Below are 25,255 nucleotides of genomic sequence, written 5' to 3'. Positions count from 1 at the left end.
AATATTTGATATAGGACAAGTGTTGGTTTGAGAGATTCAATGCTGTTTTTAACATCGTATAATCATTTTAGCTTGATGCCAGATACAGATAAATTTTAACTTGGTTGGATTAGACCAAGTTTTACACTTAATTTAAAATCGCGTAAAAATAAAGGAAAAACAAGATGATGATGTTTTTTGGAATAATTATTGTAATGGCTTTGCTTTGGTTGGTTTTAGGTTCATTAAAAAAGCAAAATAATCAACGAGAACGCAATCCGATTAAAGGCAAACGCATTTTAACGATGAACGAGCAGCCTACATTTTTAAGATTAAAAGAAGCATTGCCTGAAAACATTGTTTTGGCACAAGTCGCATTCAGTGCATTCATGACTGCAAAAGGATATGCAACGCGCAACTTGTTTAATCGAAAAATTGCTGATTTTGTAGTTTTAGATCAACATTTTAACATTGTTGCGGTCGTTGAATTGGATGATTCTAGTCATCAAGGCAATGAAGCCAAAGATGAAAATCGAGATGCACTCATTGCAGAAGCAGGCTATGAAGTCATTCGATATAAGCGTACGCCTGATATTCAACAGATCAAAGCAGACTTCTCAAGGCTTGCAAATCAATAATTTATACAGAATTTCCTATATAGGAAATAGATATGTCGTATAAAAGAAAAAGCCCAGTAAATAAATACTGGGCTTTTTCGAATTTGGCGTCCCTACGGGGATTCGAACCCCGGTTACCGCCGTGAAAGGGCGATGTCCTAGGCCTCTAGACGATAGGGACTTCTAGAGTCTTCTGATATTAAGTGGCGTCCCTACGGGGATTCGAACCCCGGTTACCGCCGTGAAAGGGCGATGTCCTAGGCCTCTAGACGATAGGGACACATCAGAAGGTGCGCGTATAATAGGGGGAATTAAAAAGTATGTCAAACCTTTTTTCTGAAAAAATATGAAAAATAGTTATGAATGAATAACAAATCATCTATAAATGCTATTTTTATGATTTTAGAGCATTTTTTGGCCTAAAAATGAAAAAATGGCAGCATGTCAAGGTGCGGCATGCGCCTGAAATTGTGGCATGTCATACAGCAATTCTAAAATACGCCGAATCACCAGAGGGTGCTGCAAATAACCCGTAATTTCATGAGGTTTATCGACACATGTTGTAATTAGCTTATTGTCGATTTGTGGGTGAAGATCAAACATTGGTGGGAGCATGGGAAACGTGGTCAGGTAGTCATCTTGAGAATAAAAATTGTGCCAGTCACCACTGAGTGCCTTTGGTCGATGCACAGGATGAGTTAAATGCTTCTGAATAACATTAAATGGTAAAGGTGATGCCAACGTAATAAAACGCTTGATTTCATAGTGAGCAGACAGTTCATGCAATAAATTGTAAGCGATCACTGTCCCGAGCGAATGGGCAATCACAATATGCCGTTGGTTGGCTTCAAAACAGGACAAAATGCGTTCATGTACTTGTTGTTTGAATTCGGGGTTATACCAATATAAATAGACCTCACACAAAAAACGCTGAATTAATGATTCATGCAGATCTGGAAAATGATTGAGTAACATCACCATTTCTTTGAGCATGCGGTCTTTGGCAAGTTGTGACAGCACAAAAAAACGATTTTTGAGTGAGTAGGGGGCATCATAATGTGGCAAAAGAGGAATATCTTCGAATATCTGTTTAAGTGCATCGCTCCGTTGTTGGCGAATACGAGGCAGTCTGGCAAAAAAAGACCAGTTCGGGCGTAGAGTTTCCAGATTAATGGCTTTGCGATGGTTAAAAACATCTAAAATATCGCCATAAAATGGGAAGGCGAGATCAAGCTGATCGACATTAACCTCAGGCTCAATTTTATTCATGCCTGTATTGAACACGTTGAGCCAGTACTCTTGAAATGAGCGTGCATCAAAATTTTGCTGTTTAATGCCATGAATAAAAATTATTTTCATTGAATTCAGCTTATTTTTTTAATAAATCGTTGTATTTGATTATAAAAACAATATAAAAAAAGTGTAGCAGAGCTACACTTTTACAATAAAACACAGTTGTCCGTTAATTAGTCTTTGTCTCGGTACAAGAAGTAGTGACTTACATAACACAAAGTAATAAAAATCAGGCAACTATAGAAACCAGGTAGCATGGAACTGTCTTGCGTCATACTGATGCAGGTAATCACGCAAAATACAAAACCTAAAATAGGCGTGAGTGGAAACCACGGTGCAGCAAAGCGCAAATCGGCAATAGTGTGCCCAGTTTTATACCATTGGCGACGAAAATTGAACTGGCAGACACAGATGGCTGTCCAAACAATGACCATGGTAAATGCAGCAACACCCAGCAGATTTTTGAAAATGGTTTCGGGTGCGAACTGTTCCGATAATAACCCTGGAATTGCTCCAAACATGGTGACAATAATGGCAACGATTGGCGTGCCGTGCTTGGTCAGTTTGGAAAATATGGCAGGGAGTTGGCGTTTGATCGATAATGCCCACATCATGCGTGATGCGGCGTATAAGCCTGAGTTTGCAGCAGATAACAATGCGGTAATAATCACAAAGCGAATAATATCTTCAGCGTATGGAATGCCCATGTAGCTAAAGACTGTGACGAACGGGCTGTTACTTACATGAGCTGCATTTAACCCTGCCTGCTGGTACGGAAGTAATGCACAGATCACCACAATTGTACCCACAAAGAAAATGAGCAAACGCCAGATTGCAGCATTAATCGCTTTTGGAACATTATGTGCAGGATCAGCCGTTTCACCTGCTGCAACCCCGATGAGTTCTGTTCCTGAGAAGGCAAAGTTGACAATCAGCATCGTGGCAAAAATTGGCATTAAACCTTTTGGAAACCAGCCTTGTGCCAGCAAATTACTAAACAACGGTGCTTGCGTTTCACCATGATAGGAAACGACCCCGAAAATTGCCAATAAACCCAGTAAAATAAAGCTTACTACCGTTACGACTTTCACCAAAGCCAGCCAAAATTCAGATTCGGCAAACATTCGAGTGGAGCTAATATTTAAAATAAAGATGAGTGCAGCGAAAATTGCCGTCCAAATCCACATGGAAACATGCGGAAACCATTCCTGCATTAACAGTGCTGCGGCGGTAAATTCTGTACCAAGTGTGGCAGTCCAGGTGAGCCAATACAGCCACGTAATCATATAACCTGTGGCAGGCCCAATATATTTGTTGGCATATTCGCCAAAAGAACCTGAGACAGGCATATGTACAGCCAGTTCACCTAGGCACAGCATGACCATATACGCGATTATGCCGCCAAGGAAATAAGAAATAATGGCACCTACAGGCCCCGTTTGTGCAATGACTTCACCCGACCCTAAAAATAGACCTGTGCCGATAGCACCGCCTAATGACAACATAACAAGGTGTCGAGTACTCATAGCGCGTTTAAGTGGCGCAGAATTGCCCTGATGCGACGCATCATTCGGAGAGTGAGATGACTGCATGGGAAATGAGAAATACAAAAAATGAAGCGAGTTATTGTAGAGAAAACCGTTAAATGTGCAATAGTCCCCCAGTTTTTGTTAAATCTGAGTCATTAGCGAAGAATTACAGTAACCCGAGTCCGATATAAAATGTGTAGAAAGAAGAGGATAGACCGAAACGTTAGCTGCATGTTTAAGGTCAGAACTACATTTTTAAGATATTGTATTTTCAATACATTAAAGATGATGATATCTAGCTGAGTTTGCAATAAGCATCCTCAAAATACATTTTGAGTGCGCCAGATGGTTGGCCTTACGTGCTGATCCACTCATCCCGAAAGCCTTGCGAAACAGTACTTCTCAGATTGAACTGAAGGTTAATCCTGACATATGGGTCAAAACTGCAAGGCTTCGTCACCATGATTCATTTATTTTCAATATGTTGAGTAAAAGCTTTCACCAAATTGGGTTTTTAGTAGTATTAATTTTTAAAGATAAAAATAATTTAAGATTATACATTGCTCTTGGGAAATTTTAGATTCTCACCATTTGATGAGTTCTGTTTTCCCAATCTGGATGGCATTCATCTTTGGCAGGCTGACTGAAAAGTATTGACTGATCCAAAAATACTGGCAGTTTCATCGTATTGGCTATTGGGTTTAATAATGATTGATGCTGATTGGTTATCAATTTACTGAGGTGTTGTTTTAATTCAATGTTGGCTAGAAAGTACGATGAGAAATCTTTACTTACACTAGTATTTGATCTATCGGAGTTTTTACGCTGGCGCAGTTTACCAAGAGCTCTAATAGGGTAGGTGGTGCGCAACAGCGATAGATTTAACCTTGCCATTTATTAAGCAGAACTGTCAAAGCAGTGATATGCAGTTGGCAATTTTTAATAGATTTATCTTAACGCTGATGACACCGTTTTTGATGGTACTATTTGCGTCTTTGTAATGATTGAATCATTAAATAGATGGCGTCCCTACGGGGATTCGAACCCCGGTTACCGCCGTGAAAGGGCGATGTCCTAGGCCTCTAGACGATAGGGACGTTGAGGATGGCGGTATCTTATTGATCCGCCAGAAAACTGTCAAGCAGGTGCGGTGACAGTTTGTTTAAAATATAGCAAAACAGTTCAGCAGTTTTCTGTGTATCGTATAAAGCAGAGTGAGCTTCTTTACCATCGAATTCAATGCCTGCCTGAATACACGACTTTGCCAATACCGTTTGCCCGAACATCACAGCACTCAGTGTCACGGTATCGAACACGGAAAAACTGTGGAACGGATTTTGGTTTTTAGTTCCTGTACGGGCAACTGCTGCTTGTAAAAAGCCCAAGTCAAAATGTGCATTGTGACCGACGAGTACAGCATGCGTGCATTGCTGAGCACGACGTACTTCGGTTAATGCTTTGAAAATTCGCTTGAGCGCTGATTTTTCATCTTCTGCCATTGCCACACGAAGTGGGCTAAATGGATCAATCCCAATAAAGTCCAGCGAGCGACGATCCAGATGCGCACCTTCAAACGGATTAATATGTGCGTGCAATGCTTTACCTGGTACAAACTCACCTTGTTCATTGTAAACAATCGGAATACAGGCAATTTCGAGCAAAGCATCAGTTTTGGCATTAAAGCCTGCAGTTTCAACATCAACAACTACAGGTAAAAAACCACGAAAGCGCTGACCCATTAAGGGTGCAGTAGAGTCGGTCACACTTTTCTCCAATGAATGGTTTTTCCAGCGTGAAGCGGGATAATTTTTTGATTCTCTAGATAGTCGAAGCTTTCAGGTATCACTTGGTCTTCTTTTATTAGAGTAATGGTACTGGTGTTACGTGGCAACCCATAAAAATCTGCACCAAAGAAGCTGGCAAAGCCTTCTAGACGCTCAATTTTTCCAACTTGGTCAAAAGCTTGAGCATAGAGTTCGATTGCGGTTGGAGCACTATAGCAACCTGCACAGCCACACGCATTTTCTTTGGCATTTTGGGCATGTGGTGCACTGTCAGTACCTAGGAAGAATTTTGGGTTGCCGCTGGTTGCGACTTCAAGCAAAGTTTTTTGGTGGCTTTGACGTTTTAAAATTGGCAAACAATAGAAATGTGGCTTGATACCACCGACGAGCATGTCATTACGGTTAAACAATAAATGCTGTGGCGTAATCGTTGCTGCAATATTGCGGTCTTGTTCAAGTACAAACTGAGCAGCATCACTGGTGGTAATATGTTCAAGTACGACTTTAAGCTCAGGAAATTGCTTTAAGATCGGAGAAAGAACTTCATCTAAAAAGCGTTTTTCACGATCAAAAATATCGACATGAGACTGGGTCACTTCACCATGCAGTAGTAGCGGAACCTGATGCTTTTCAAGTTGCTCAAGTACAGCATAAACCTTACGGATGTCGCTCACGCCATTGTCAGAGTTGGTGGTTGCACCAGCAGGATACAGCTTGATGGCATTGACGTGTGCAGATTGTTTAATCTTAAGCACTTCACCTGGTGGGGTATGATCCGTAAAATACAATACCATACGTGGGTCGAAGTGAACGCCTTCTGGCACATGTTGTAAAATACGTTCGCGGTAGGCTTCAGCTTCTTCCACTGTTTTTACAGGGGGGACAAGATTCGGCATACAAATTGCGCGTGCAAATTGCTTGGCTAAATCTGGAACTGTGCGTTTTAGAGCTAAGCCATCACGCAGATGGGCATGCCAATCGTCTGGCTGGACAAGGGTTATCGTTTTCAAGGGATATTCAAGCTAAAAAATAAAACAAATGATAATGCAATTTACCGCAGAATGGTAATTTTCAAGATAGAGAAATCTACCAAGAAAAGCATTGTCTTAATAAAAAGTATGCTAACTTTAAAGCTAAACTAAGTCGGTTTTCATTTCATTATGCTCAATCATCAAAACATAGTGACATTAAAATTACAAAAGCAATGTATTGAAACTGTTTTAGCCATGCATGAACAGCGGGCAGGTGCTTGCCTACCTGAACCATATGAAACCGAATTTTGGGTGTATCATCAGAAAAGAGCTGTAGATAGTTTTCTAAAATTTTGCAAACTTGGTGGCATGATCTATTTGTGCCTTGCCATATTTATTACTTTTCGTAATTATTCCATTATCCAACTGACTGATCTACAACATGATTTTTGGCGTAGCGCAGTGAGTACTCTCAATGGTGGAATATGTTTGCTGGTTTTGGTGTTGGCGGCTCGTCATCCCAAAGCACAGACGTATTTTCGTTATTTTGCATTGCTGGTTGTGGGCTGGGCAATTTTTCTGACGGCTGTTTTAACTTTATCTCAATATACATCGTCACTTAGACAGCAATTCGTTTTTATTATTTTTATTTTTATTTTTGGTTACATCATGACTGGGGTTAAACCTCGGCATATGTTTGTTGTAGGACTGATTGCCAGTGCTGCTATTTTTGCGATGCTTTTTTATTTGCATATTTCATTTGATTCGGTAGTTTTGTTACGGGTATTTTTTGGTAGTAACCTGATTGGTTTTGCCATTACCAAGGTAATTAATCACCAAGAGAAAGGTAGTTTTTTAAAGACTAAGTTAATTGAAGTCAATCAGGAAATTTTAAAAAATTATAACAATCAGTTGTTAAAGTTGAGTCAGTATGATGGCTTGACTAGTATTGCGAATCGTCGAAGCCTCGATGATGCACTAGAACGTTATTATGCATTGGCGCAGGCTGAACATTGCCCATTGGCAGTTGTATTTATCGATATTGATTATTTTAAGGCATATAACGATCATTATGGGCATTTGCAAGGCGATCAGGTTTTAAAGTGCATTGCACAGGTGATTCAGCGCACGATTCGGCATCAAGATTTTGTTGCGCGTTATGGGGGCGAGGAATTTGTAGTGCTGCTGCCGAATACCGATGTAGATCAGGCATATCTTGCAGCATCGAGAATTTCCAGAGCGGTAGATGAATTACAGATCCATCATGAAAAATCAGAGATTGGTCAGTACATAACGATTAGTTTAGGGCTTGCAGTTTATACAGTTGAATATCCTATTTCGGCAAATCAGTTACTCTCTTTTGCCGATCAGGCACTATATCGGGCGAAAGCTTGTGGTCGTCACCAAATTTGTCAGCATGTGATTTCAGATGAAGATCATGATATTGAGCCAAAACAAAAAGCCACCTAAATATCGGTGGCTTTTTGTTTAAAATAAAATCAATTATTTGCTTTTATTTTCAAGTTGTGGCACAGCAGAACCTTGTCCAAGAGACAACAAGCCAGTTTCAGTATAAATACCCAATTTGGCACGTGTATCGGTAATGTCAAGGTTACGCATGGTTAACTGACCAATACGATCCATTGGCGTAAACATTGAATCGCCTTTCTCCATCGTCAAACGCTCAGCTTCATAAGTGAGGTTAGGCGATTCTGTGTTCATAATTGTGTAATCATTACCACGGCGAAGTTCTAAAGTCACAGTACCTGTAATGGCTTTTGCAATCCAGCGTTGTGCAGTTTCACGTAGCATAAGTGCTTGAGAATCGAACCAACGACCTTGGTACAACAAACGACCCAAACGTAAACCGTTAATGCGGTATTGTTCGATGGTATCTTCGTTATGAATACCAGTCACTAAACGCTCATATGCAATGTGAAGAAGTGCCATACCTGGTGCTTCATAGATGCCACGAGATTTTGCTTCAATGATGCGGTTTTCGATTTGGTCAGACATACCTAAACCATGACGACCACCAATACGGTTAGCTTCAAGAATCAATTCAACAGGATTTTCAAAGCGCTGACCGTTTAATGCAACAGGCATGCCTTCTTCGAAAGTGACAGAAACTTCTTCTGGTTTGATTTGAACTTCTTCTTTCCAGAACGCAACACCCATAATCGGATCTACGATTTTGATGCCCGCATTGAGGTATTCAAGATCTTTGGCTTCGTGCGTTGCGCCCAACATGTTTGAGTCAGTTGAATACGCTTTTTCTTTTGACATTTTGTAGTCAAAGCCGTTGTCGATCAGGAATTGAGACATTTCAGCACGACCGCCCAATTCATCAATGAATTGTTGATCTAACCACGGTTTGTAAATTTTTAAGCTAGGATTGGTCAACAAACCATAACGATAGAAACGTTCAATGTCGTTGCCTTTATAAGTTGAACCGTCACCCCAAATGTTGACGTCATCTTCTTTCATGGCAGTCACTAGCATGGTTCCTGTTACAGCACGACCAAGTGGTGTCGTGTTGAAGTAAGGCACACCACCTGTACTGATATGGAACGCACCACACTGAATGGCAGCAATACCTTCAAGTGCCAACTGTAAGCGGCAGTCGATTAGGCGAGCTTTAACTGCACCATAAGCTTCCGCTTTTTTCGGGATGGCATCGTAGTCATCTTCATCAGGCTGACCCAAGTTTGCAGTATAAGCATAAGGTTCAGCGCCTTTTTGTTTCATCCACAATAAAGCTGCTGAAGTGTCTAAACCACCAGAAAAGGCAATACCAACTTTTTTGCCTACTGGTACATGCTGCAAGATTGTTGCATTATCAGTCATTGCTAGTCCTAACTTATGAATAGGTGCCGCGAATTGGGCTACCCTGAAAATTTGTAAACATTTTATTGTAGCACTTTTCACCACAGATGTTTTTGCTAAAAATACTGCTGAACGCAGATTTCATACAGGAGTTTTTGCTAAAAACAGGGGGGAAGAATCACTCGAATTAAGTTTGCCGAAAATTTATGAGCTTGAAAAGCAAAAATCCGTGACAGGTCACCAATCTGGATGTAAACAATGCCGAGAGAAGCTGATTAAACAGTATAGCGTTTGCTTAATCCCCAATCTGCCAAAATACGTCTATAGGTTGTCGATGAACGATCGGCTTCAAAGTGAGCTTCCATGCTTAAATCGAGCGGTAATTCTTCAGGCTTTTGCGATTCAATTATGTCCTGATCTTCAGCAAAAATCTGGGCATTAAAATCATACACCGCTTGTAAGTCGCCCGTAGTGTCAAAGTTGCGGGTCAGTGGTACAAATAAGCGGGTTTTGTTGTGAGATACAGGACAGCAGGCATTAAGGATTTTTAATACACCTTCGTTTGGAAAATCAATGGTTAAGATAGCTGAAAATGGCGGATACACGTCAAAAGTGCGCTTCCATAAAAAGTCATCAGGGGCGAGATGCTGTAAACCATGTGGATAATTGCTGACATTGCTAATGTATTCGGTATGTAGGCCATAATCCGTTTTTATCGTTGAATATTTGGGCACAACATGGTTGTCACGATTGGCAAAGGCGTTGTGGTGTACCCAAGCAAAATGTGCCACGTCAATAAAACCTTCTAGTTGCCGACCACTGGAACCTGCAATGTCAACAAATGGTGGCAAAATCGCTTGATGTTCAGGATGATCCCATGTGTCCAGTACAGGGAAATTGGCTTCAGCTTCATCGCGGCTAAGCAGGCTCGTCCAAATCAGTCCGTATTTTTCTACTACAGGAAAACTGGTTAGTGAAAAGCGATCTGAAATTTTAGTCAAATCAGGCTGTGCAGGAATGAGTGTACATTTACCTTCGCTGTTATAGCGTAAACCATGATACGGGCAAATAATTTCTTCGCCTTCTACCCAGCCTTTGGTGAGTGGCACACCACGATGCGGGCAAATGTCGCGAACTAAACAAATCTGCCCAGTTTCGGTTTTATACAATGCCAATTTGACATCAAACAGCATGACTTGTTGGGGCGTGGTGCTGATATCTTCAACCCGAGCAACAGGATACCAGTGCTGTGCCAAAATATCCCAATCGTTGCTGTCAAATTGGCTGTAACATGGTTTGTTGAGCAATTGCGTGACTGGAATGGCGTTCATAGCTCCCCCTAATTTGTTGAATGTTGTTGGTTATAAATCAAGTTCAATCATTTGGCTTTTGGCTCGCGAACAACACAGAGCAATGTATTGTTCACTGGAGTTTTTCTCACTGTCGCTTTGTACGCTATCTCGGTGGTCGACTTCCCCCGCCACTACACGGGTCAGGCAAGCACCACACATGCCCATTTCGCAGGATAAGGGAATATCGACCCGATTTTTAAGCAAAACATGAGCGATACTTTGGTGCTCAGGTACATGAAAAATTTGCCCTGAACGTTGTAGTTTAATTTTGAAGCCTGTATTGGTGGCTGTATCGAATAGTGATGTTGGCACTTGTACTGGATGAAAGGCTTCCAGATGAATCTGTTCAGGTTGCCAGCCCAATTCTAGGGCATAGGATTGATAATCCTGCATAAAGCTATGTGGGCCACAAAAATATAGACGTGTGTTCGGTTGGGGCTGTTGCAAGCTTGGAGGATGCTGCTCGCGTAGGCTTTCACCGAGCGAACTGTATAACACGTGAATCTTGCCAAACTTAAAGCCTTGTCGCCAACGGTTTATAAATGCGAGGTGTAGCGGTGTTTTGACGCAGTAATACAGCTCAAAAAGCTTACCTTGAGCTTCGAGTTGTTCCGCCATGGCTAAAATCGGGGTAATCCCAATCCCTGCTGCAATCAGCAAATATTGTTCCGCGGCTTTTAGCGAAAATTGATTACAAGGCGGCGAAATTTCAATATATTGCCCAACGCGTAAATCTTCATGAATATATTGCGAGCCACCGCGAGAAATCTGTTCTTTTTTAACACAAATCACATAGTGCTCTCGCTGGGTAGGACTCCCAGTCAGAGAGTATTGCCGAGTCAGGTGATTGGGTAAATAGATATTAATATGCGCACCTGCTTGCCATTCAGGTAGGTTTAAAGGCTGAACAGGCATCAATGTGATGGCCAGATTGCCTTCCCCTTGGCGAGAAATACTGTCGACGACGACTTTTAATTTTTCCATGGGCTTTTCCTTTTTATTGTACCTACCTAGAAGCTAGCAAGATTTAAACCAAAAAGAACTCGCCAAAACCGACTTTTTTTAAACAGCGCCGAAACATCACTAACCAGTCGACTTCAGTAAAGCTACAATGCGCAGGTAGGTTGAGTTGTTGTGATCTAATTGGTGAGTTCATAGAACCTGCCTATAAGAATTATTTTTGAGCCATTTTCACTATGATTCCAAAATCCATTCTCGTCTATTACAATGATTTTGATTCTTTGTTCTAATTTTTAGAATGCCTATGCACAACACAATGCCGTTTTCACGCTTTACAGAATATTTTATGGCAGTAGCCAAAACGGGCAGTCTGCGTAAAGCTACAGAACAACAGGTTATTTCGGTATCTGCCGTACATCGGCAAATTGTGCTGGCTGAAGAGCAGTTTGGTGTGCCATTGTTTCAGCGCTTACCAAGTGGTTTAAAGCTGACTTTGGCAGGCGAACTGTTATATAACGATTTACTCCGTTGGCAAAAAGACTTTCAACAAACCTGTATCCGTTTGGATGAAATTTAGGGTTTAAACCGTGGTTCGATTCAGTTTGGTTTAATTGCGGCGCTGAGTGATGGTTTTATGATTGACACCATCGCAGAATTACAACAGCAGCATCCATGGTTGAATTTTGAAATCCAGATTCAGGACAGTCAGAAGATTGCTCAGCAGATTATGCAGGCTGAACTAGACTTTGGCATGATTCTCGATCCCGTACAGCATGCACATTTAGATGTACTATCTTTTGTTGAACTGCCACTGGGTTTTGTGATGTCGCCTGAACATCCGCTGGCACAGCAAACGAAATTAAGTTTGTCGCAAACTCATGCAGATCGACATATTATCGCGCAAGCACCTTTAGTCATTCATGACCGTGTCGATGCGATTTATAAACGCCAGCAAATGTCACCACAGCAAAAAATTGAATCGAATGATATTCGTATCATACTGTCTTTGCTCAAGAAAAATGTCGGGATTGCCATAATGAGTTGGCTCGATGTGTATACCCATGTACAACGTGGTGAATTGTACTTTATTCCGTATCGGGATGCAGCCATTCAACCTGTTACGCTGGCGCTGTGTGTTGCGCCAAAACGTCAATTGTCGCGCGCTGCGCAATTATTTATGCAGCAACTCATGAAAAACATGCAACAGGTAAATTTTGACTCTATTTAAGCCATATGGCTGTTTAAAATAGCTTGCTGATGCGTTTAAACCACATCATGATGATGTGGTTTTTTATCTCAAAACAGATGAAACTGCTGCTGATAATTCATACAAATTACTTTTAAAATAAAAGAGATAGCCTGAATGAGAATGCTTTTGATGAAATAATATGCGTTTGATTGAGCTGGATGAATATTTTTCTTGAAATCAAAGATGAGTCTTTGTATTCTTACGCACATGGAAGCGTGGCAGAGCGGTTTAATGCACCGGTCTTGAAAACCGACGAGGGTGTGAGTCCTCCGTGAGTTCGAATCTCACCGCTTCCGCCAAATTCTAAAAGCCCTTGCAGAGATGCAGGGGCTTTTTTTATATAAAATTAGTTTGACTTAATACCATTTAAAAATTTGAATTTATTTAGATAAAAATTGATAAATTGGCAGGATTTTAGTTTTCATAATGAAAATTTATTTAGGCTTAATACAGCGTCAGAAAATAATATCTGCAGTAGTTTAAATAGTTATAAATGCTCATTTTGCAATGAGCGCTTATAAAAAAAATTTAAATTAGAATTTAAATTTTTGTAGATCTTTTGATATTAGGACATCACCTTTAAAATCTTTTTTAACTCTATCTGCATATCGTTCAAAGTTATCATGATCATTTACTGTAGGGGTGAAGTGCGTCAAAATAATTGTTTTTACACCGGCTTTAGTCGCCATTATGCCAATCTGTTCAGGTGTTAAGTGTTCTTCTTGAAAGTGTTTAATCATACCTTCTTGTTCAGATGTGGTTTTCTTTTGCCAAATCCCACTTTTTTTAAATGCATCAATAGTATCTGGAATCGAAATCACTTCGGAAACCAATACATCTGAACCTTTCATCAACTTTTCCATGTTTGCGGATGGGCCAGTGTCACCTGTAAAAAAAATGGATTTGGTTGGTGTCACAAACTTATAAGAATATGATTTATATTTGCCATAGGGTGGGGTATTCGGAGAAAAATGAAAATGGTTATTTTCTACTGCATAAACAGTAACATTTTGATCTTTATAGATTGATCCTTCTCCAACCTCGTGAAACTTGGCTAAGTCTTTTAGAGATGATTTTTTTCCTTCAGCCCAACGAATTTCTTCATTGGCTTTTGCAAATTCAAAAATACCTTTGGAAATTTGATTTAATCCAGAAGGTCCATAGATATCAACGAGTTCCCGTCTTTGATATTCCCATTGAGAAATTAATAAAGTTGCTAAACCTAAAGTATGATCGCTATGTGGGTGTGTGATAAAAATCGGACTAATCTTTTTAAAATCATAATCTGCCTGAACAATTCTTCGCGTAACATTATCGCCAGCATCAATCAAATAAGGCTTATTGTTTATGACAAGCAAGTCAGATACTTGAGTTGACTCTTTGCGTGGCAGTGGCCCACCAGCTACGCCTAAAGTAATCAACTCTATTTTTGCATTTTCGTTTGCTGTTTGAATATGGTTGCCTGCATAACTAGAGCATGAAAAGATGCTGAACATTATCAAATAACTAGCTGATTTTAAATTCCATTTTATCATTTTGCGTTCCTGTCTATGAAAAGATTAGTTCTCTGTATTTTTAATCAAAATACAATTTCACCTTAGCAAGAGCTATTTTTTTAATCTATTCGTCAAGGAAAATACACTGTATTGATAATATAAATACAGAGAATTGGAATTTGTGGACTTTACCAAGTTTATGTGATTTTCATTTATGCGTAACCACAATGGTTGATTTTAAAAGCTAACCCGAATTATCTTGCATATTCTGAGCTATTCTTAGCTTCTAGTATGGTTAATTAAAATTTCTATACTACTTTGATGATTGTCTAACACAAAAAATTTAGCATTATAGATTAATGATGTATGAATCTTTGCTGATTAGGATTGAAAGAACTCATCTATAGCCTAACGCCCACAGGAACGCTATCATGAAGCCATCTTAAATTGTGGTGATCATGCATGAACATTGTTGCAGATGAGAATCTGGCATTTACAGACTATTTCTTTGCCGATTTGGCAGATATTCAGCATCATGCAGGGCGAACCCTGACACAGCAAAATCTTATAAAAACTCAAGCACTGCTTGTACGTTCCGTAACTCAAGTCAACGCTGCATTACTTCAGGGCACACCCGTAGAATTTGTAGCGAGTGCCACCATTGGTACAGACCATCTCGATATTCCTTATCTGGAACAACAAGGTATTACTTGGGCAAATGCTGCAGGCTGCAATGCACAGGCTGTCGCTGAATACGTAATTACGGCACTGTTAAAACTCAAACCCGAACTGATTGATGCCGCAGACAGTTTTTGTTTAGGAATTGTTGGATTGGGCAATGTCGGCACACGTTTGGCAGCCATGGCAAAATTGCTGGGCTGGAAAGTCTTGGGCTGCGACCCTCTAGTACAGTGTGAGCAGATTGAACAGGTCGATTTAAGTACATTGCTACAACATGCCAATGCTGTTTCTTTGCATGTACCAATGGTGAAAACAGGGCAGTATGCAACTTATCATTTAATCAATGCTCAGCGCTTGGCACAACTGTCACCTGACACGATTTTAATCAACAGCTCTCGCGGTGCTGTGATTGCCGAACAAGATCTCATGGCAGACATTCGCCAAACACAGCGTAAAGTGGTGCTAGATGTGTTTGAGCATGAGCCGATGATTTCACAAGAGCTCCTCGACTTGGTGACTTTGGTCACGCCGCATATCGCAGGCTATAGTCTTGAAGGTAAGGCACGTGGCACACAAATGATTTACGAGGCATTTTGTAAAAAATATCAGCTGACAATCAACAAAGATTTTCGTAGTCAGTTACCTGTTTGTGAACAATTTTTTCAGGGGCAGGACTTAAAACAAGCCTTGGTGCAGCATCTCTCAAAAATTTATGATATTGCACAAGATGATGCCAATTTACGTGCCTGTGTGGTCGATGGTTGGGTGCATCAACCTGCGTTTGATACTTTACGTAAAAATTATCCATTGCGCCGTGAATGGGCAGCACATGGAGGGCCACAGGCATGAGTCAAAATTTTCAACCGACTTGTGATGTTCAAGCCCTCAAAGCCCGCGCCAAAATGTATCAACGCATTCGTCAGTTTTTTGCTGAGCGAGATGTATTGGAAGTTGAAACGCCTGTGTTGTCACAAGCGGCTGTGACCGATGTGCATTTGGCTTCAGTGCCTGCATTACGCCATGTCAATGGCCAGCAGCAAACCCATTATTTACAAACTTCACCCGAATTTGCCATGAAGCGGTTGCTAGCAAGCGGTAGCGGTGCAATTTTTCAGATCTGCAAAGTCTTTCGTGATGATGAACATGGGCGCAAGCACAACAGTGAATTTACCATGCTGGAATGGTATCGCCCTGCATTTAGTCTAACTGATTTAATGCATGAAACTTCTGTGTTGTTGAATGTGTGTCTGGCAGAGCGTTTTTCTGACTTACGCCCGATGGTGCTGAGCTACAAGCATGCCTTTCAGGATCGCCTAGATATCAATCCATTACAAGCCACATTACAGCAGCTAAAAGATACTGCACGTCGTGTCGGGCTAAATCTGGATTTGGGTGATGACCGACTTGCCTATATGGACTTACTGTTTTCCCATGTGGTCGAGCCAAGTTTAGGTTTTGATACGCCCGTTTTTTTAACTGACTTTCCGCCTGAAATGGCATCGTTGGCAAAAGTCAAAACCGATGAAGATGGCGAACAGGTTGCCGCACGTTTTGAGGTGTATATTGAAGGTTTGGAACTGGCAAATGCCTATGATGAACTGGTTGATGCCGAGGTGTTGCGTCAGCGTTTTGTGGCAGACAATGCTGAACGTGCAGCGCAGGGCTTAACGGTAATGCCGATTGATGAACATCTGTTAGCTGCTTTACCGCACATGCCCGAATGTTCAGGTATTGCTTTGGGCATTGACCGTTTGTTGATGATTGCTCAATATAAATTGAAGCTTGAGCAGGTGATTACATTTCCTGCGGATATTGCTTAATTAATTATTTTATAAAATATTTTTAGAAATTGGATACATAGCATCTGCAACTTTTCGAGCCAAATCAGTATTTGTAATATTCTGTTTTTGCAATTTCTTTAATAAAAGATGGTATTGAGCGAGTTTTGCAGATGATGATGGTTTTGCCTACTTTTCCCGAAAGCCTTGCGAAGCAGTGCTTCTCAGGTCGAACCGAAGGTTAATGTTGGCGTATGAGTCAAAATTGTAAGACTCTGTAATTATGATTATTTTCTTAAATATTTGAAGTGAGAGCTTTTTTTAAGCTCACACGAAGTAAACAACAGCCATCAAAATGATGGCTGTTGTTGGTTCATGTGTTCATGTTTTAACTGTGCCAACGCATCAATACGCCGTTGAATCAGCATTTCACCAATATCTGCACCTGTAATGTGAGCAGGTAAATCTTGCGCTTTAATATTACGTACACATTCAATCGCTGCATGTAGGTAGTCTGCTTGTGGGTAAGGACGCAGTTCTAAGCCTAAACGTCCACGTGCATCACATTCACATGCTTGTATAAATGCCTCAACGCGCTCAGGGCGACGTAAAACATCAAGCCGTTGTAGTAAACGCCATAGTGTTCCTGGTTTTAAGGTAAATGCCTGATGGCATTTTAAGTGTTCTTTACAAACCACAATTGCCAATTGCTTAGTACTGGCTGGCACTTTGAGTCGGTCACACAGTTCGGTGACAGGCTCAACTCCGCGCTGTTCATGCAAGATATGCCGCGGTAAAACATCTTCTGGCGTTAATGCTTTACCCAAATCATGTATCAGTACTGCAAAACGAACATCTAGGCTATAGTTGGCTTGGCAGGCTTGTTGCAAAGACATCAGGGTATGAATACCACAGTCAATTTCTGGATGGTATTCAGCACGTTGTGGAACGCCAAACAAGGCATCAATTTCAGGGAACAGAATTTTTAATGCACCACAATCCCGTAAGACCTGAAAATATACATCGGCATGTTTTTCCATTAACGCACGTGAGGTTTCTTTCCAGACACGTTCTTCGGTTAAACAACTTAACTCGCCAGATTTGGCTAAATGCGTCATAAGTGCCAAAGTTTCATCGGCAATTTTAAAGTCATATTCAGCATAACGTGCTGCAAAACGCGCGACGCGAAGCACGCGCAGCGGGTCTTCGCTAAAAGCATCAGAAACATGACGCAGTACTTTATTTTCAAGATCTTGCTGACCACCATACGGGTCATAGATGTTACCTTGAATATCCTGTGCAATGGCATTGATAGTCAGGTCACGTCGAATTAAATCATCTTCGAGGTTAATCTCTGGTGAAGTGAAAAATTCAAATCCATGATAACCATGTCCTTGTTTGCGCTCAGTACGGGCAAGCGCATATTCATCTTTGGTGTCAGGATGCAAGAAAACAGGGAAGTCCTTCCCAACAGGTTGGAAGCCTTGTGCGATGAGTTGTTCGGGTGTCGCACCCACCACTACATAATCTTTCTCGTGATAGGGGTGTCCAAGTAACTGATCTCGGACAGCACCACCTACTAAATAAATTTGCATGAAAAAACCTCTATTCTAGAAGCAATCATGCAACAGAATAGAGGTTTGTACAAGTCTAAGCTGTGGGCTTAAAATTGTATTTAAGCTTGTTGATCTTGCTGAATTTCAGCGACTGTTAACGCAGTCATGTTCACCAAACGACGAGTCGTTGTTGTTGGTGTTAAAATATGAACTGGTTTTGCAGCGCCAAGCAAGATTGGACCAATTGTTACATTGTTACCTGAAGTAGATTTCAACAGGTTAAATGAAATATTGGCTGCATCTAGGTTTGGCATAATCAGCAAGTTTGCAGAGCCTTTGAAGCTTGAGTTCGGGAATGCAAAATGACGAATATTTTCATCAAGTGCTGCATCACCATGCATTTCACCTTCAACTGCAAGCTCTGGTGCTTGTTCAGCAAGTAAGCGATACACTTCACGCATTTTCTGCGCGCTTGGATCGTCCTGATTGCTACCAAAACTTGAGTGTGAAAGTAACGCAATACGCGGTTCAATACCGAAACGACGAACTTCAGCAGCTGCTAAAATTGTCATGTCAGCCAATTGCTCAGCTGTTGGATTGGTATTGACATAGGTATCGGCAATAAACAGGTTACGGTCTTCTAGCATTAAAGCATTAAGCGTAAAGAAGTTGTTCATGCCTTCTTTTAAACCAATCACATTGCGCACGAAGTCCAAGTGAATATCATAGCTACTATACGTACCACAAAGCATGCCATCTGCTTGACCAAATTTCACCAGCATTGCTGCGATAAGTGTTGAGCGGCGACGTGCTTCACGTTGAGCATACTCAATCGTTACGCCTTTACGTTGCATGGCATTGTAGTAGTCTTTCCAGAACTCTTCGTATGATGGGTTTTGTTCTTGGTCAACGATTTCGATGTTTTCACCGTTTTCTAGACGCAAGCCCAACTGTTGAATGTTCGCTTCAATGACTTTAGTTCGACCAACCAAAATTGGGAATGCCAAACCTTCATCGACGACCACTTGTACTGCACGCAATACGCGAAGATCTTCACCTTCAGCATAAGCGATACGTTTCGGTGCACTTTTTGCTTGTGCAAAAATTGGTTTCATTACAAATGCCGAGTTGTAAACAAACTCAGACAAGTGTTGACGGTAAGTTGCGAAGTTTTCGATTGGACGAGTCGCAACACCAGAATCCATAGCTGCTTGTGCAACCGCAGGTGCAATTTCCAAAATTAGACGTTGATCGAGTGGACGAGGAATCAGGTAGTCACGACCAAAAGCTGCCGATTTTTCACCATAAGTTGAGGCATCAGCTTCAACGTGTGCCATACGGGCAATCGCATGTACACAGGCAATTTTCATTTCTTCATTAATGGTTGTTGCACCAACATCTAGTGCGCCACGGAAGATATATGGGAAACACAGTGCGTTATTGACTTGGTTTGGATAGTCAGAACGGCCTGTTGCCATAATGACATCTGGACGTGCCTCATGAGCATGTTCAGGTAAGATTTCTGGATCTGGGTTTGCCAGAGCGAAAATAATCGGGTTTGCCGCCATTTTCTTCACCATGTCTTTGGTGAGAATACCTGCCGCAGAAAGACCCAGGAACATGTCTGCACCTTCCATGACTTCATGTAACTGAGTCTGTGGAATATCTTGTACATAATGTTTTTTAGAGTCGTCTAGACCTTCGCGTGACGTGGTTAATAGACCACGAGAGTCGGCAACAGTAATGTTTTCTTTACGTGCGCCTAATGCACAAAGTAAATTTAAACAAGAAAGTGCGGCTGCACCTGCACCTGAAGCAATAATTTTTATTTCTTCAATTTTCTTGCCTGTTAATTTCAATGCATTGAGTAATGCTGAACCAACAATAATACTGGTACCGTGCTGATCGTCATGGAACACAGGAATGTTCATGCGTTCACGCAATTTTTTCTCAATGTAGAAACATTCTGGTGCTTTGATGTCTTCGAGGTTAATCCCGCCGAATGTTGGTTCAAGTGCTGCTACGATATCGACAATTTTGTCTGGATCGTTTTCAGCAATTTCAATGTCAAAGACATCTACACCAGCAAACTTTTTAAACAGGACACCTTTACCTTCCATCACAGGTTTTGAAGCCAGTGGGCCAATATTACCTAGACCAAGAACGGCAGTACCGTTACTAACCACGGCAACGAGGTTACCACGTGCTGTATATTTAGCTGCTGTTGAAGGATCACGCGCGATTTCTAAACATGGCGCCGCAACGCCAGGTGAGTAAGCAAGGGCTAAGTCGCGTTGGTTAACCAGTTGTTTGCTTGGCGTAACACTGATTTTACCTGGGCGTGGAAATTCATGATAATTTAAAGCTTGCTGTTTTAGTGTTTGGTCGTCCATTTGCATCTCATTTACAACAGTTAATCCAGTAACTTAACGGTCCTGGCACAAAAAAAAATCTAATTGACTATATCATTTGTTTTTGTTTTCGCACAGTTACAAGCAGCGAAAAATTCCTATGTTAATGATGTTCACTATAAATTTTAGTTATGATGGTGTGAATTTGCTTGGAAAAGTCTGCAAATACTGGCTAGCATCAGCTTTGTTGAGTGGTTTTGCATAGTAAAAGCCTTGCGCAATGTCACATTGTTTTTCACGCAAGAAATCAAGCTGTTCTTGAGTTTCAATTCCTTCAGCCACAATTTTTAGATCCATGGCTTTACCCATAGCAATAATGGCATTGATAATCGCATTGTGACGCTTCATGTGCATATTCTGCACAAAGCTTTTATCAATTTTTAAGACATCAAATGGAAACTCGGTTAAGTATGCCATTGATGAGTAACCTGTCCCAAAATCGTCTAAAGACAGTTGAATATGACGCTGCTTGAGTTGATGTAACAGATTATGAATATATTCGCTATTTTCAATCAATGAAGCTTCAGTAATTTCAAACTCAACATATTTACCTGCTACTTGGTAACGGTTCAGTGCCGTATCAAGATGTTCTACGAGTTGTCCGCGATACAACTGTTGGGCATCAATATTGATCGAGAGAAAAACCTCTGGTAATCCTTGATCTTGCCATTCACGCAGTTGAGCAATTGCAGTAAATAAAACATATTCGCCAATATCGGAAATTAAGCTGGTTTGCTGCGCTGCAGGTAAAAATTGGGTCGGATGCAGTAAGCCTTTTTCTGGGTGATTCCAACGAATCAGCGTTTCAAAGCCTATGATTTGATCATTCTGAATATGGATTTTGGGTTGAAAATAAACTTCGAGCTCTTTATTTCGTAGTGCCTGACGTAATTCATTTTCTAGATTTACATCTTTGTCATATAGGCTGTCATGTGACTTGGTGTAATACTGAATCGTATTTCCGCCTAAGCGACGCGCATGATTCAGTGCTTGTTGTGCACAGTTATTGAGTTGTTCAAACTGACTGGCATGTTCGGGATAAATTGCCACGCCAATTGATAACGTAATAATCAGTTCTTGTTCTGCAATTTTAACTGCCTGATGAAAATACTGACGAATCTGCTCACAGATGGTTTGGATGCTCGGTTGAACATGATTGAGCTCATACACGATGACAAAATCATCGCGGTTCAAATAGGCGACCATTAACGCATTTGGATTGCATAGGCGTAGGCGTTGAGCCACGAGCTTGAGTAATTCGGATGTATTTTGATTGCCTAGAAATTCATAGAGTGCAGTAAAACGATCAATAGACAAACGAATAATGGCAAGTTGATGAATGGTGTCACTATTGGTAATTAAAAATTGATAGATTTTATAGTTGTAATAAAAACGGTTGGGTAAATTCGTGACAATGTCGTAATTTTCCAGATAGGAAACGCGTCGCTCTTGTTGTTTTATCTTGGTTAGGTCAGAAAAAATACCGACATAGTTGACAATCCGTTGCTTATTATCTCGAATCGCATTTAGGCGTAAACGTAGACTTAACTCTTTGCCTGAAATAAATTTTTCTTCAAACTCAGCATCAAATTCAGCATTTTTTAGTAATTGTTCAGTAATTGAATAATGAAAGCTACGTTGTCGTGGACGATAGTTATCTGTAATTTCAAACAGTTGTTTTCCAAGAACTTGTTCGGGCGTTAAATTGGACAGGGTAAAGAAATAAGGATTGGCTTCTACATAACGTAATTGCTCGTCCAGCATCACAATTCCTGTTTCCACATGCGTTATGATGTTGGCCGCTTGCTGAATTCGATCATGATCTTTTTTCTGGCGATCAATATTTTGGAAAATCCCGATCATGATCATAGGTTTTGATGTTGAAGGATTGTATTGAATAACTTTACCTCGGTTAATCACCCACACCCATTTATCATTTTCATCTCTAACGCGATATTCACACTCAAAAATTTCAGTTTCATGATTAAAGTGCTGATGTAATTTTTCTATACATAATGGAATATCTTCAGGATGCAAGGCTTGGGTGAGATCTTTTTCGAGTGAAAGGAATTCTAGTTTTTTAACATGGGCATTATTGATTTCAAATGTACCCTTAATTATGTTCCATTCCCATGTATGCACTGAGGCAATCGAATTGGCCATTTCAATCGTTTGTTTTTGTTTTTCTAACGTGTGTGTACGCTCATGAATGGTTTGCTGAAGGCTTTGGGAATATTCCTGCAGTTGGGTTTCAATATTTTTTGAGTGCTGCATTTCTTGTTGTAATTCATTGCAAACACGCTGTGAATATTGCACTTGTTGCTCGGCATTGTGAATCAATTGCTCATTACGTATAAATAGTTTTGCCAGTTTTCGATGCATGCGGTTGAGTGCGAAAGCACTAATACAAATCACCACCAAAATAAAATCAAAAGCAAAATAAAATAACTGGTTAAAAATCTGCTGGTTGATCGGTTGTAGTAGTAAAATCGGCGCAATTGCGGGGACAAATACTAAGAAAAAATAAGATAAACGTTGGGTTAGATAAATTAGGCAGAAAATCAAGCAATTCAGGATTAAGCTTAAAGATAGATATAACGTGTCATAAAATAGAATCGAGGAATAATTGCCAGGTAGGTAAATGTGTAGTAAATAGACCCCAGCGCCAATGGAACAACCTGTCCCTATGCTAATGAATTTATTGCTTAAATCTATGATGGTTATACGAAGGGTTTTTTTTCTCACAAATTTGTGTAAGAACACAAAGCAAGGAATAAAGAACAAACTACTACATAGGGCCCAGATGCCGATGTAATAAGCTTCATCTGGGTATCTCAAATAAAAATTTAAAAAAATAAAATTACAGACAACAAATGTACTTACCAGCAAATAACGTAAATAGTGTGCTGATTTTTTAATCTGACTCGATACGATTTCTTTAGAAAAATCATCGTTTTGCATAAATGGCATTCGAAGTCCGTTTTCATCAACGAAATAGCAAGTAATCGTATTAACATAGTATTGTTTAAGACAAATGTATATGTCTGAATACGATAGAAATGTGATTTTTTTATGTGCTACAAAATATAATTTAAGATGGCTAAAGCGACAACGGGCGCGGTTTCGGTACGTAATACACGTTCGCCAATACACCAGTTTTTAAAACCTGCAACATTTGCTTGAGCAATCTCATCCTGACTGAGGCCACCTTCAGGGCCAATCAATAACGCAAGATCAGGCGTAGCCTCTTTAGCGATATCAAAAGCGTTCGTATCGGGTGCAAGTACGAGCTTGGTGGCAGGCAGGGAATGGCTAAACCATTCTTCTAGTGAAATGGGTGCAAGCACTTCTGGCACTATATTTAGACCACACTGTTCACAGGCGGCAATCGCAACAGCTTGCCAGTGATCGATTTTTTTCTGATCGCGGTCATATTTTAGGCGCATTTCACAGCGTTCGCTGGTTAGAAGTTGAATTTGGTGTACACCGAGTTCAGTGGCTTTTTGAATCGCATAATCCATGCGGTCACCTTTACTCATCACTTGTCCGAGTACAACCTGAAAGTGAGGCGTACGGTTGGCTGGTTCAAAAGATAGAACCTGAATAACAGCATTCTTTTTATTAATTTCTGTGAGTTCAACCAAATACTCGCCACCTTGCCCATTAAACAAGATGGCTTGATCGTTTAATTTTGCACGTAGAACGCGAACCCAATGATGAAACACCACTTCAGTCAACTCAATAGACTGACCCACTGTTAATGATGCTTCAATAAAAAAACGATTACTCATAGGGCTCGTGACCTGTTACAAATTAAGCGAGTCCAAGATCCGTCACAAGCTGACGATTTGGCTGGATATGATTCATGGTATAAAAATGCAGGCTTGGTGCGCCACCAGCAATCAGACGTTCACAAAGCTTGACCACAACTTCATGACCAAATGCCTGAATACTCTTACTGTCATCGCCATACGCCTGAAGCTGTTTGCGAATCCAGCGTGGAATTTCTGCACCTGTTCCATCAGCAAAGCGAATCAAGTTGCTGGCATTGGTAATTGGCATGATGCCTGGTGCAACTGGAATATGCACACCCAGTTTGGCAATACGTTCGATAAAATAGAAGTATGCATCTGGGTTAAAGAAAAATTGAGTAATGGCTGCATTGGCGCCTGCATGCACTTTTTCCGCAAAGCGTTGAATGTCTAGGTCAAAACTTTCAGCTTGTGGATGCATTTCAGGATATGCTGCCACTTCAATTTTAAAGTGATCGCCTGAATGTTCACGAATAAAGCGAACCAAGTCTTGTGCATAAGGCAGTTCGCCTAAACCCACCTGACCTGATGGTAAGTCACCACGCAATGCCACAATACGGTCAATACCTTGAGATTTATATAAATCTAAAAGTTCAGCGATACGGGCTTTGTCATCACCAATACATGACAAGTGTGGTGCTACAGGTGTGCCTTTGCCATTAAAGTCACTGATAGCAGCAAGAGTACGTTCGCGAGTCGAACCACCTGCACCATAAGTGATGGAGAAGAATTCTGGATTCAGTTGCTGTAAATCTTGATGTACAGCACGAAGTTTTTCCGCACCAGCATCGGTTTTTGGTGGGAAAAATTCAAAGGAAATCGGTACGCGTTTGGTCATTTCAAATCCTTTTTATAAATACTGTTCTTGAATATTGATCCTCATCCTAACCATCTCCCTGTACAAACAATTAAGCTTGGCTTTTATTGTTTGCGCAGGAGAAGACCCACTTCAATCAAGAAA

The 25,255-nt window shown here is 40.7% G+C and carries 19 protein-coding genes, 4 tRNA genes and 1 pseudogene; 7 read left to right on the top strand and 17 right to left on the bottom strand.

Annotated elements, in window-relative coordinates; translation table 11 throughout:
- Positions 1–194 precede the first annotated feature (194 nt).
- On the top strand, positions 195–617 hold the full coding sequence (locus E0H77_RS01830; protein WP_416240500.1) for a DUF2726 domain-containing protein: 423 nt from the start codon (positions 195–197) through the stop codon (positions 615–617).
- A gap of 84 nt (positions 618–701) precedes the next feature.
- Here E0H77_RS01830 and E0H77_RS01825 read toward each other — a convergent pair.
- From E0H77_RS01825 to E0H77_RS01810, 4 genes are all read right to left on the bottom strand, one after another.
- Positions 702–777 (bottom strand) — tRNA-Glu (locus E0H77_RS01825).
- 23 nt (positions 778–800) lie between these two features.
- Positions 801–876: transfer RNA gene (locus E0H77_RS01820), tRNA-Glu, on the bottom strand.
- 164 nt (positions 877–1,040) lie between these two features.
- Positions 1,041–1,955 carry a lipase family protein gene (locus tag E0H77_RS01815; RefSeq protein WP_131374546.1) on the bottom strand — a complete coding sequence of 305 codons (915 nt, stop codon included), beginning with the start codon at positions 1,953–1,955 and terminating at the stop codon, positions 1,041–1,043.
- Between the two features lie 107 nt (positions 1,956–2,062).
- Positions 2,063–3,481, bottom strand: a complete 1,419-nt coding sequence (locus E0H77_RS01810) for an amino acid permease (RefSeq protein ID WP_131374544.1) — start codon at positions 3,479–3,481, stop codon at positions 2,063–2,065.
- An 860-nt stretch (positions 3,482–4,341) separates the two neighbouring features.
- Here E0H77_RS01810 and E0H77_RS14020 point away from each other — a divergent pair.
- Positions 4,342–4,419, top strand: coding sequence for a hypothetical protein (locus tag E0H77_RS14020; RefSeq protein ID WP_416240499.1), 78 nt, complete (start codon positions 4,342–4,344; stop codon positions 4,417–4,419).
- A 20-nt stretch (positions 4,420–4,439) separates the two neighbouring features.
- On the opposite strand, the gene E0H77_RS01800 is transcribed toward E0H77_RS14020, so the two are convergent.
- The 3 genes from E0H77_RS01800 to pyrC all read right to left on the bottom strand — a co-directional run bounded on the left by E0H77_RS01800 (position 4,440) and on the right by pyrC (position 6,212).
- Positions 4,440–4,515: transfer RNA gene (locus E0H77_RS01800), tRNA-Glu, on the bottom strand.
- An 18-nt stretch (positions 4,516–4,533) separates the two neighbouring features.
- Entirely contained in the window at positions 4,534–5,193 is a 660-nt protein-coding gene (rnt, locus tag E0H77_RS01795; protein ID WP_131374542.1) for a ribonuclease T, read from the bottom strand.
- Positions 5,178–6,212 carry a dihydroorotase gene (gene pyrC, locus E0H77_RS01790; RefSeq protein WP_131374540.1) on the bottom strand — a complete coding sequence of 345 codons (1,035 nt, stop codon included), beginning with the start codon at positions 6,210–6,212 and terminating at the stop codon, positions 5,178–5,180. Before pyrC ends, rnt begins: the two co-directional genes overlap by 16 nt.
- 171 nt (positions 6,213–6,383) lie before the next feature.
- Here pyrC and E0H77_RS01785 point away from each other — a divergent pair, with 171 nt between their 5' ends.
- Entirely contained in the window at positions 6,384–7,643 is a 1,260-nt protein-coding gene (locus tag E0H77_RS01785) for a GGDEF domain-containing protein (RefSeq protein ID WP_228258276.1), read from the top strand.
- A 33-nt stretch (positions 7,644–7,676) separates the two neighbouring features.
- On the opposite strand, the gene argG is transcribed toward E0H77_RS01785, so the two are convergent.
- The 4 genes from argG to E0H77_RS13975 form a co-directional block, all read right to left on the bottom strand.
- Positions 7,677–9,020 (bottom strand): argininosuccinate synthase, encoded by a 1,344-nt coding sequence (argG, locus tag E0H77_RS01780; RefSeq protein ID WP_131374536.1) that lies wholly within the window; start codon positions 9,018–9,020, stop codon positions 7,677–7,679.
- Positions 9,021–9,274: 254 nt separating this feature from the next.
- Complete coding sequence (locus E0H77_RS01775) at positions 9,275–10,330, bottom strand: aromatic ring-hydroxylating oxygenase subunit alpha (RefSeq protein WP_131374534.1); 1,056 nt, start codon at positions 10,328–10,330, stop codon at positions 9,275–9,277.
- 30 nt (positions 10,331–10,360) lie between these two features.
- Complete coding sequence (locus E0H77_RS01770) at positions 10,361–11,335, bottom strand: PDR/VanB family oxidoreductase (protein ID WP_131374532.1); 975 nt, start codon at positions 11,333–11,335, stop codon at positions 10,361–10,363.
- A gap of 43 nt (positions 11,336–11,378) precedes the next feature.
- On the bottom strand, positions 11,379–11,507 hold the full coding sequence (locus E0H77_RS13975) for a hypothetical protein (protein ID WP_265937307.1): 129 nt from the start codon (positions 11,505–11,507) through the stop codon (positions 11,379–11,381).
- Positions 11,508–11,615: 108 nt separating this feature from the next.
- Between E0H77_RS13975 and E0H77_RS01765 the strand changes: the two are divergent.
- Positions 11,616–12,539: pseudogene (locus E0H77_RS01765) on the top strand (LysR family transcriptional regulator).
- Between the two features lie 230 nt (positions 12,540–12,769).
- Positions 12,770–12,859, top strand: a tRNA-Ser gene (locus E0H77_RS01760).
- Positions 12,860–13,093: 234 nt separating this feature from the next.
- Here E0H77_RS01760 and E0H77_RS01755 read toward each other — a convergent pair.
- A complete protein-coding gene (locus tag E0H77_RS01755) occupies positions 13,094–14,095 on the bottom strand; it encodes an MBL fold metallo-hydrolase (protein WP_131374530.1) in 1,002 nt (333 codons plus the stop codon).
- 423 nt (positions 14,096–14,518) lie between these two features.
- Between E0H77_RS01755 and E0H77_RS01750 the strand changes: the two genes are divergently transcribed.
- Together E0H77_RS01750 and epmA are read left to right on the top strand one after the other, a co-directional pair.
- Positions 14,519–15,586 (top strand): 4-phosphoerythronate dehydrogenase, encoded by a 1,068-nt coding sequence (locus tag E0H77_RS01750; RefSeq protein ID WP_131374528.1) that lies wholly within the window; start codon positions 14,519–14,521, stop codon positions 15,584–15,586.
- A complete protein-coding gene (epmA, locus tag E0H77_RS01745; RefSeq protein WP_131374526.1) occupies positions 15,583–16,557 on the top strand; it encodes an EF-P lysine aminoacylase EpmA in 975 nt (324 codons plus the stop codon). The genes E0H77_RS01750 and epmA overlap by 4 nt, the downstream gene beginning before the upstream one ends.
- Positions 16,558–16,865: 308 nt before the next feature.
- On the opposite strand, the gene E0H77_RS01740 is transcribed toward epmA, so the two are convergent.
- From E0H77_RS01740 to metF, 5 genes are all read right to left on the bottom strand, one after another.
- The gene (locus E0H77_RS01740) at positions 16,866–18,110 is read right to left on the bottom strand and encodes a multifunctional CCA addition/repair protein (RefSeq protein WP_131374524.1); all 1,245 of its coding nucleotides are present in this window, start codon (positions 18,108–18,110) and stop codon (positions 16,866–16,868) included.
- 80 nt (positions 18,111–18,190) lie between these two features.
- Positions 18,191–20,464 (bottom strand): NADP-dependent malic enzyme, encoded by a 2,274-nt coding sequence (locus E0H77_RS01735; protein ID WP_131374522.1) that lies wholly within the window; start codon positions 20,462–20,464, stop codon positions 18,191–18,193.
- 147 nt (positions 20,465–20,611) lie between these two features.
- Positions 20,612–23,047 (bottom strand): bifunctional diguanylate cyclase/phosphodiesterase, encoded by a 2,436-nt coding sequence (locus tag E0H77_RS01730; RefSeq protein ID WP_228258275.1) that lies wholly within the window; start codon positions 23,045–23,047, stop codon positions 20,612–20,614.
- A gap of 512 nt (positions 23,048–23,559) precedes the next feature.
- Complete coding sequence (locus E0H77_RS01725) at positions 23,560–24,273, bottom strand: 16S rRNA (uracil(1498)-N(3))-methyltransferase (protein ID WP_131374518.1); 714 nt, start codon at positions 24,271–24,273, stop codon at positions 23,560–23,562.
- 22 nt (positions 24,274–24,295) lie between these two features.
- Complete coding sequence (gene metF / locus E0H77_RS01720) at positions 24,296–25,132, bottom strand: methylenetetrahydrofolate reductase [NAD(P)H] (RefSeq protein WP_131374516.1); 837 nt, start codon at positions 25,130–25,132, stop codon at positions 24,296–24,298.
- Between the last annotated feature and the right edge of the window lie 123 nt (positions 25,133–25,255).

Source organism: Acinetobacter brisouioides, from assembly GCF_004331075.1.
In the GTDB taxonomy this organism is placed as follows: Bacteria; Pseudomonadota; Gammaproteobacteria; order Pseudomonadales; family Moraxellaceae; genus Acinetobacter.
This window is presented reverse-complemented; position numbering and strand designations above follow the sequence as displayed.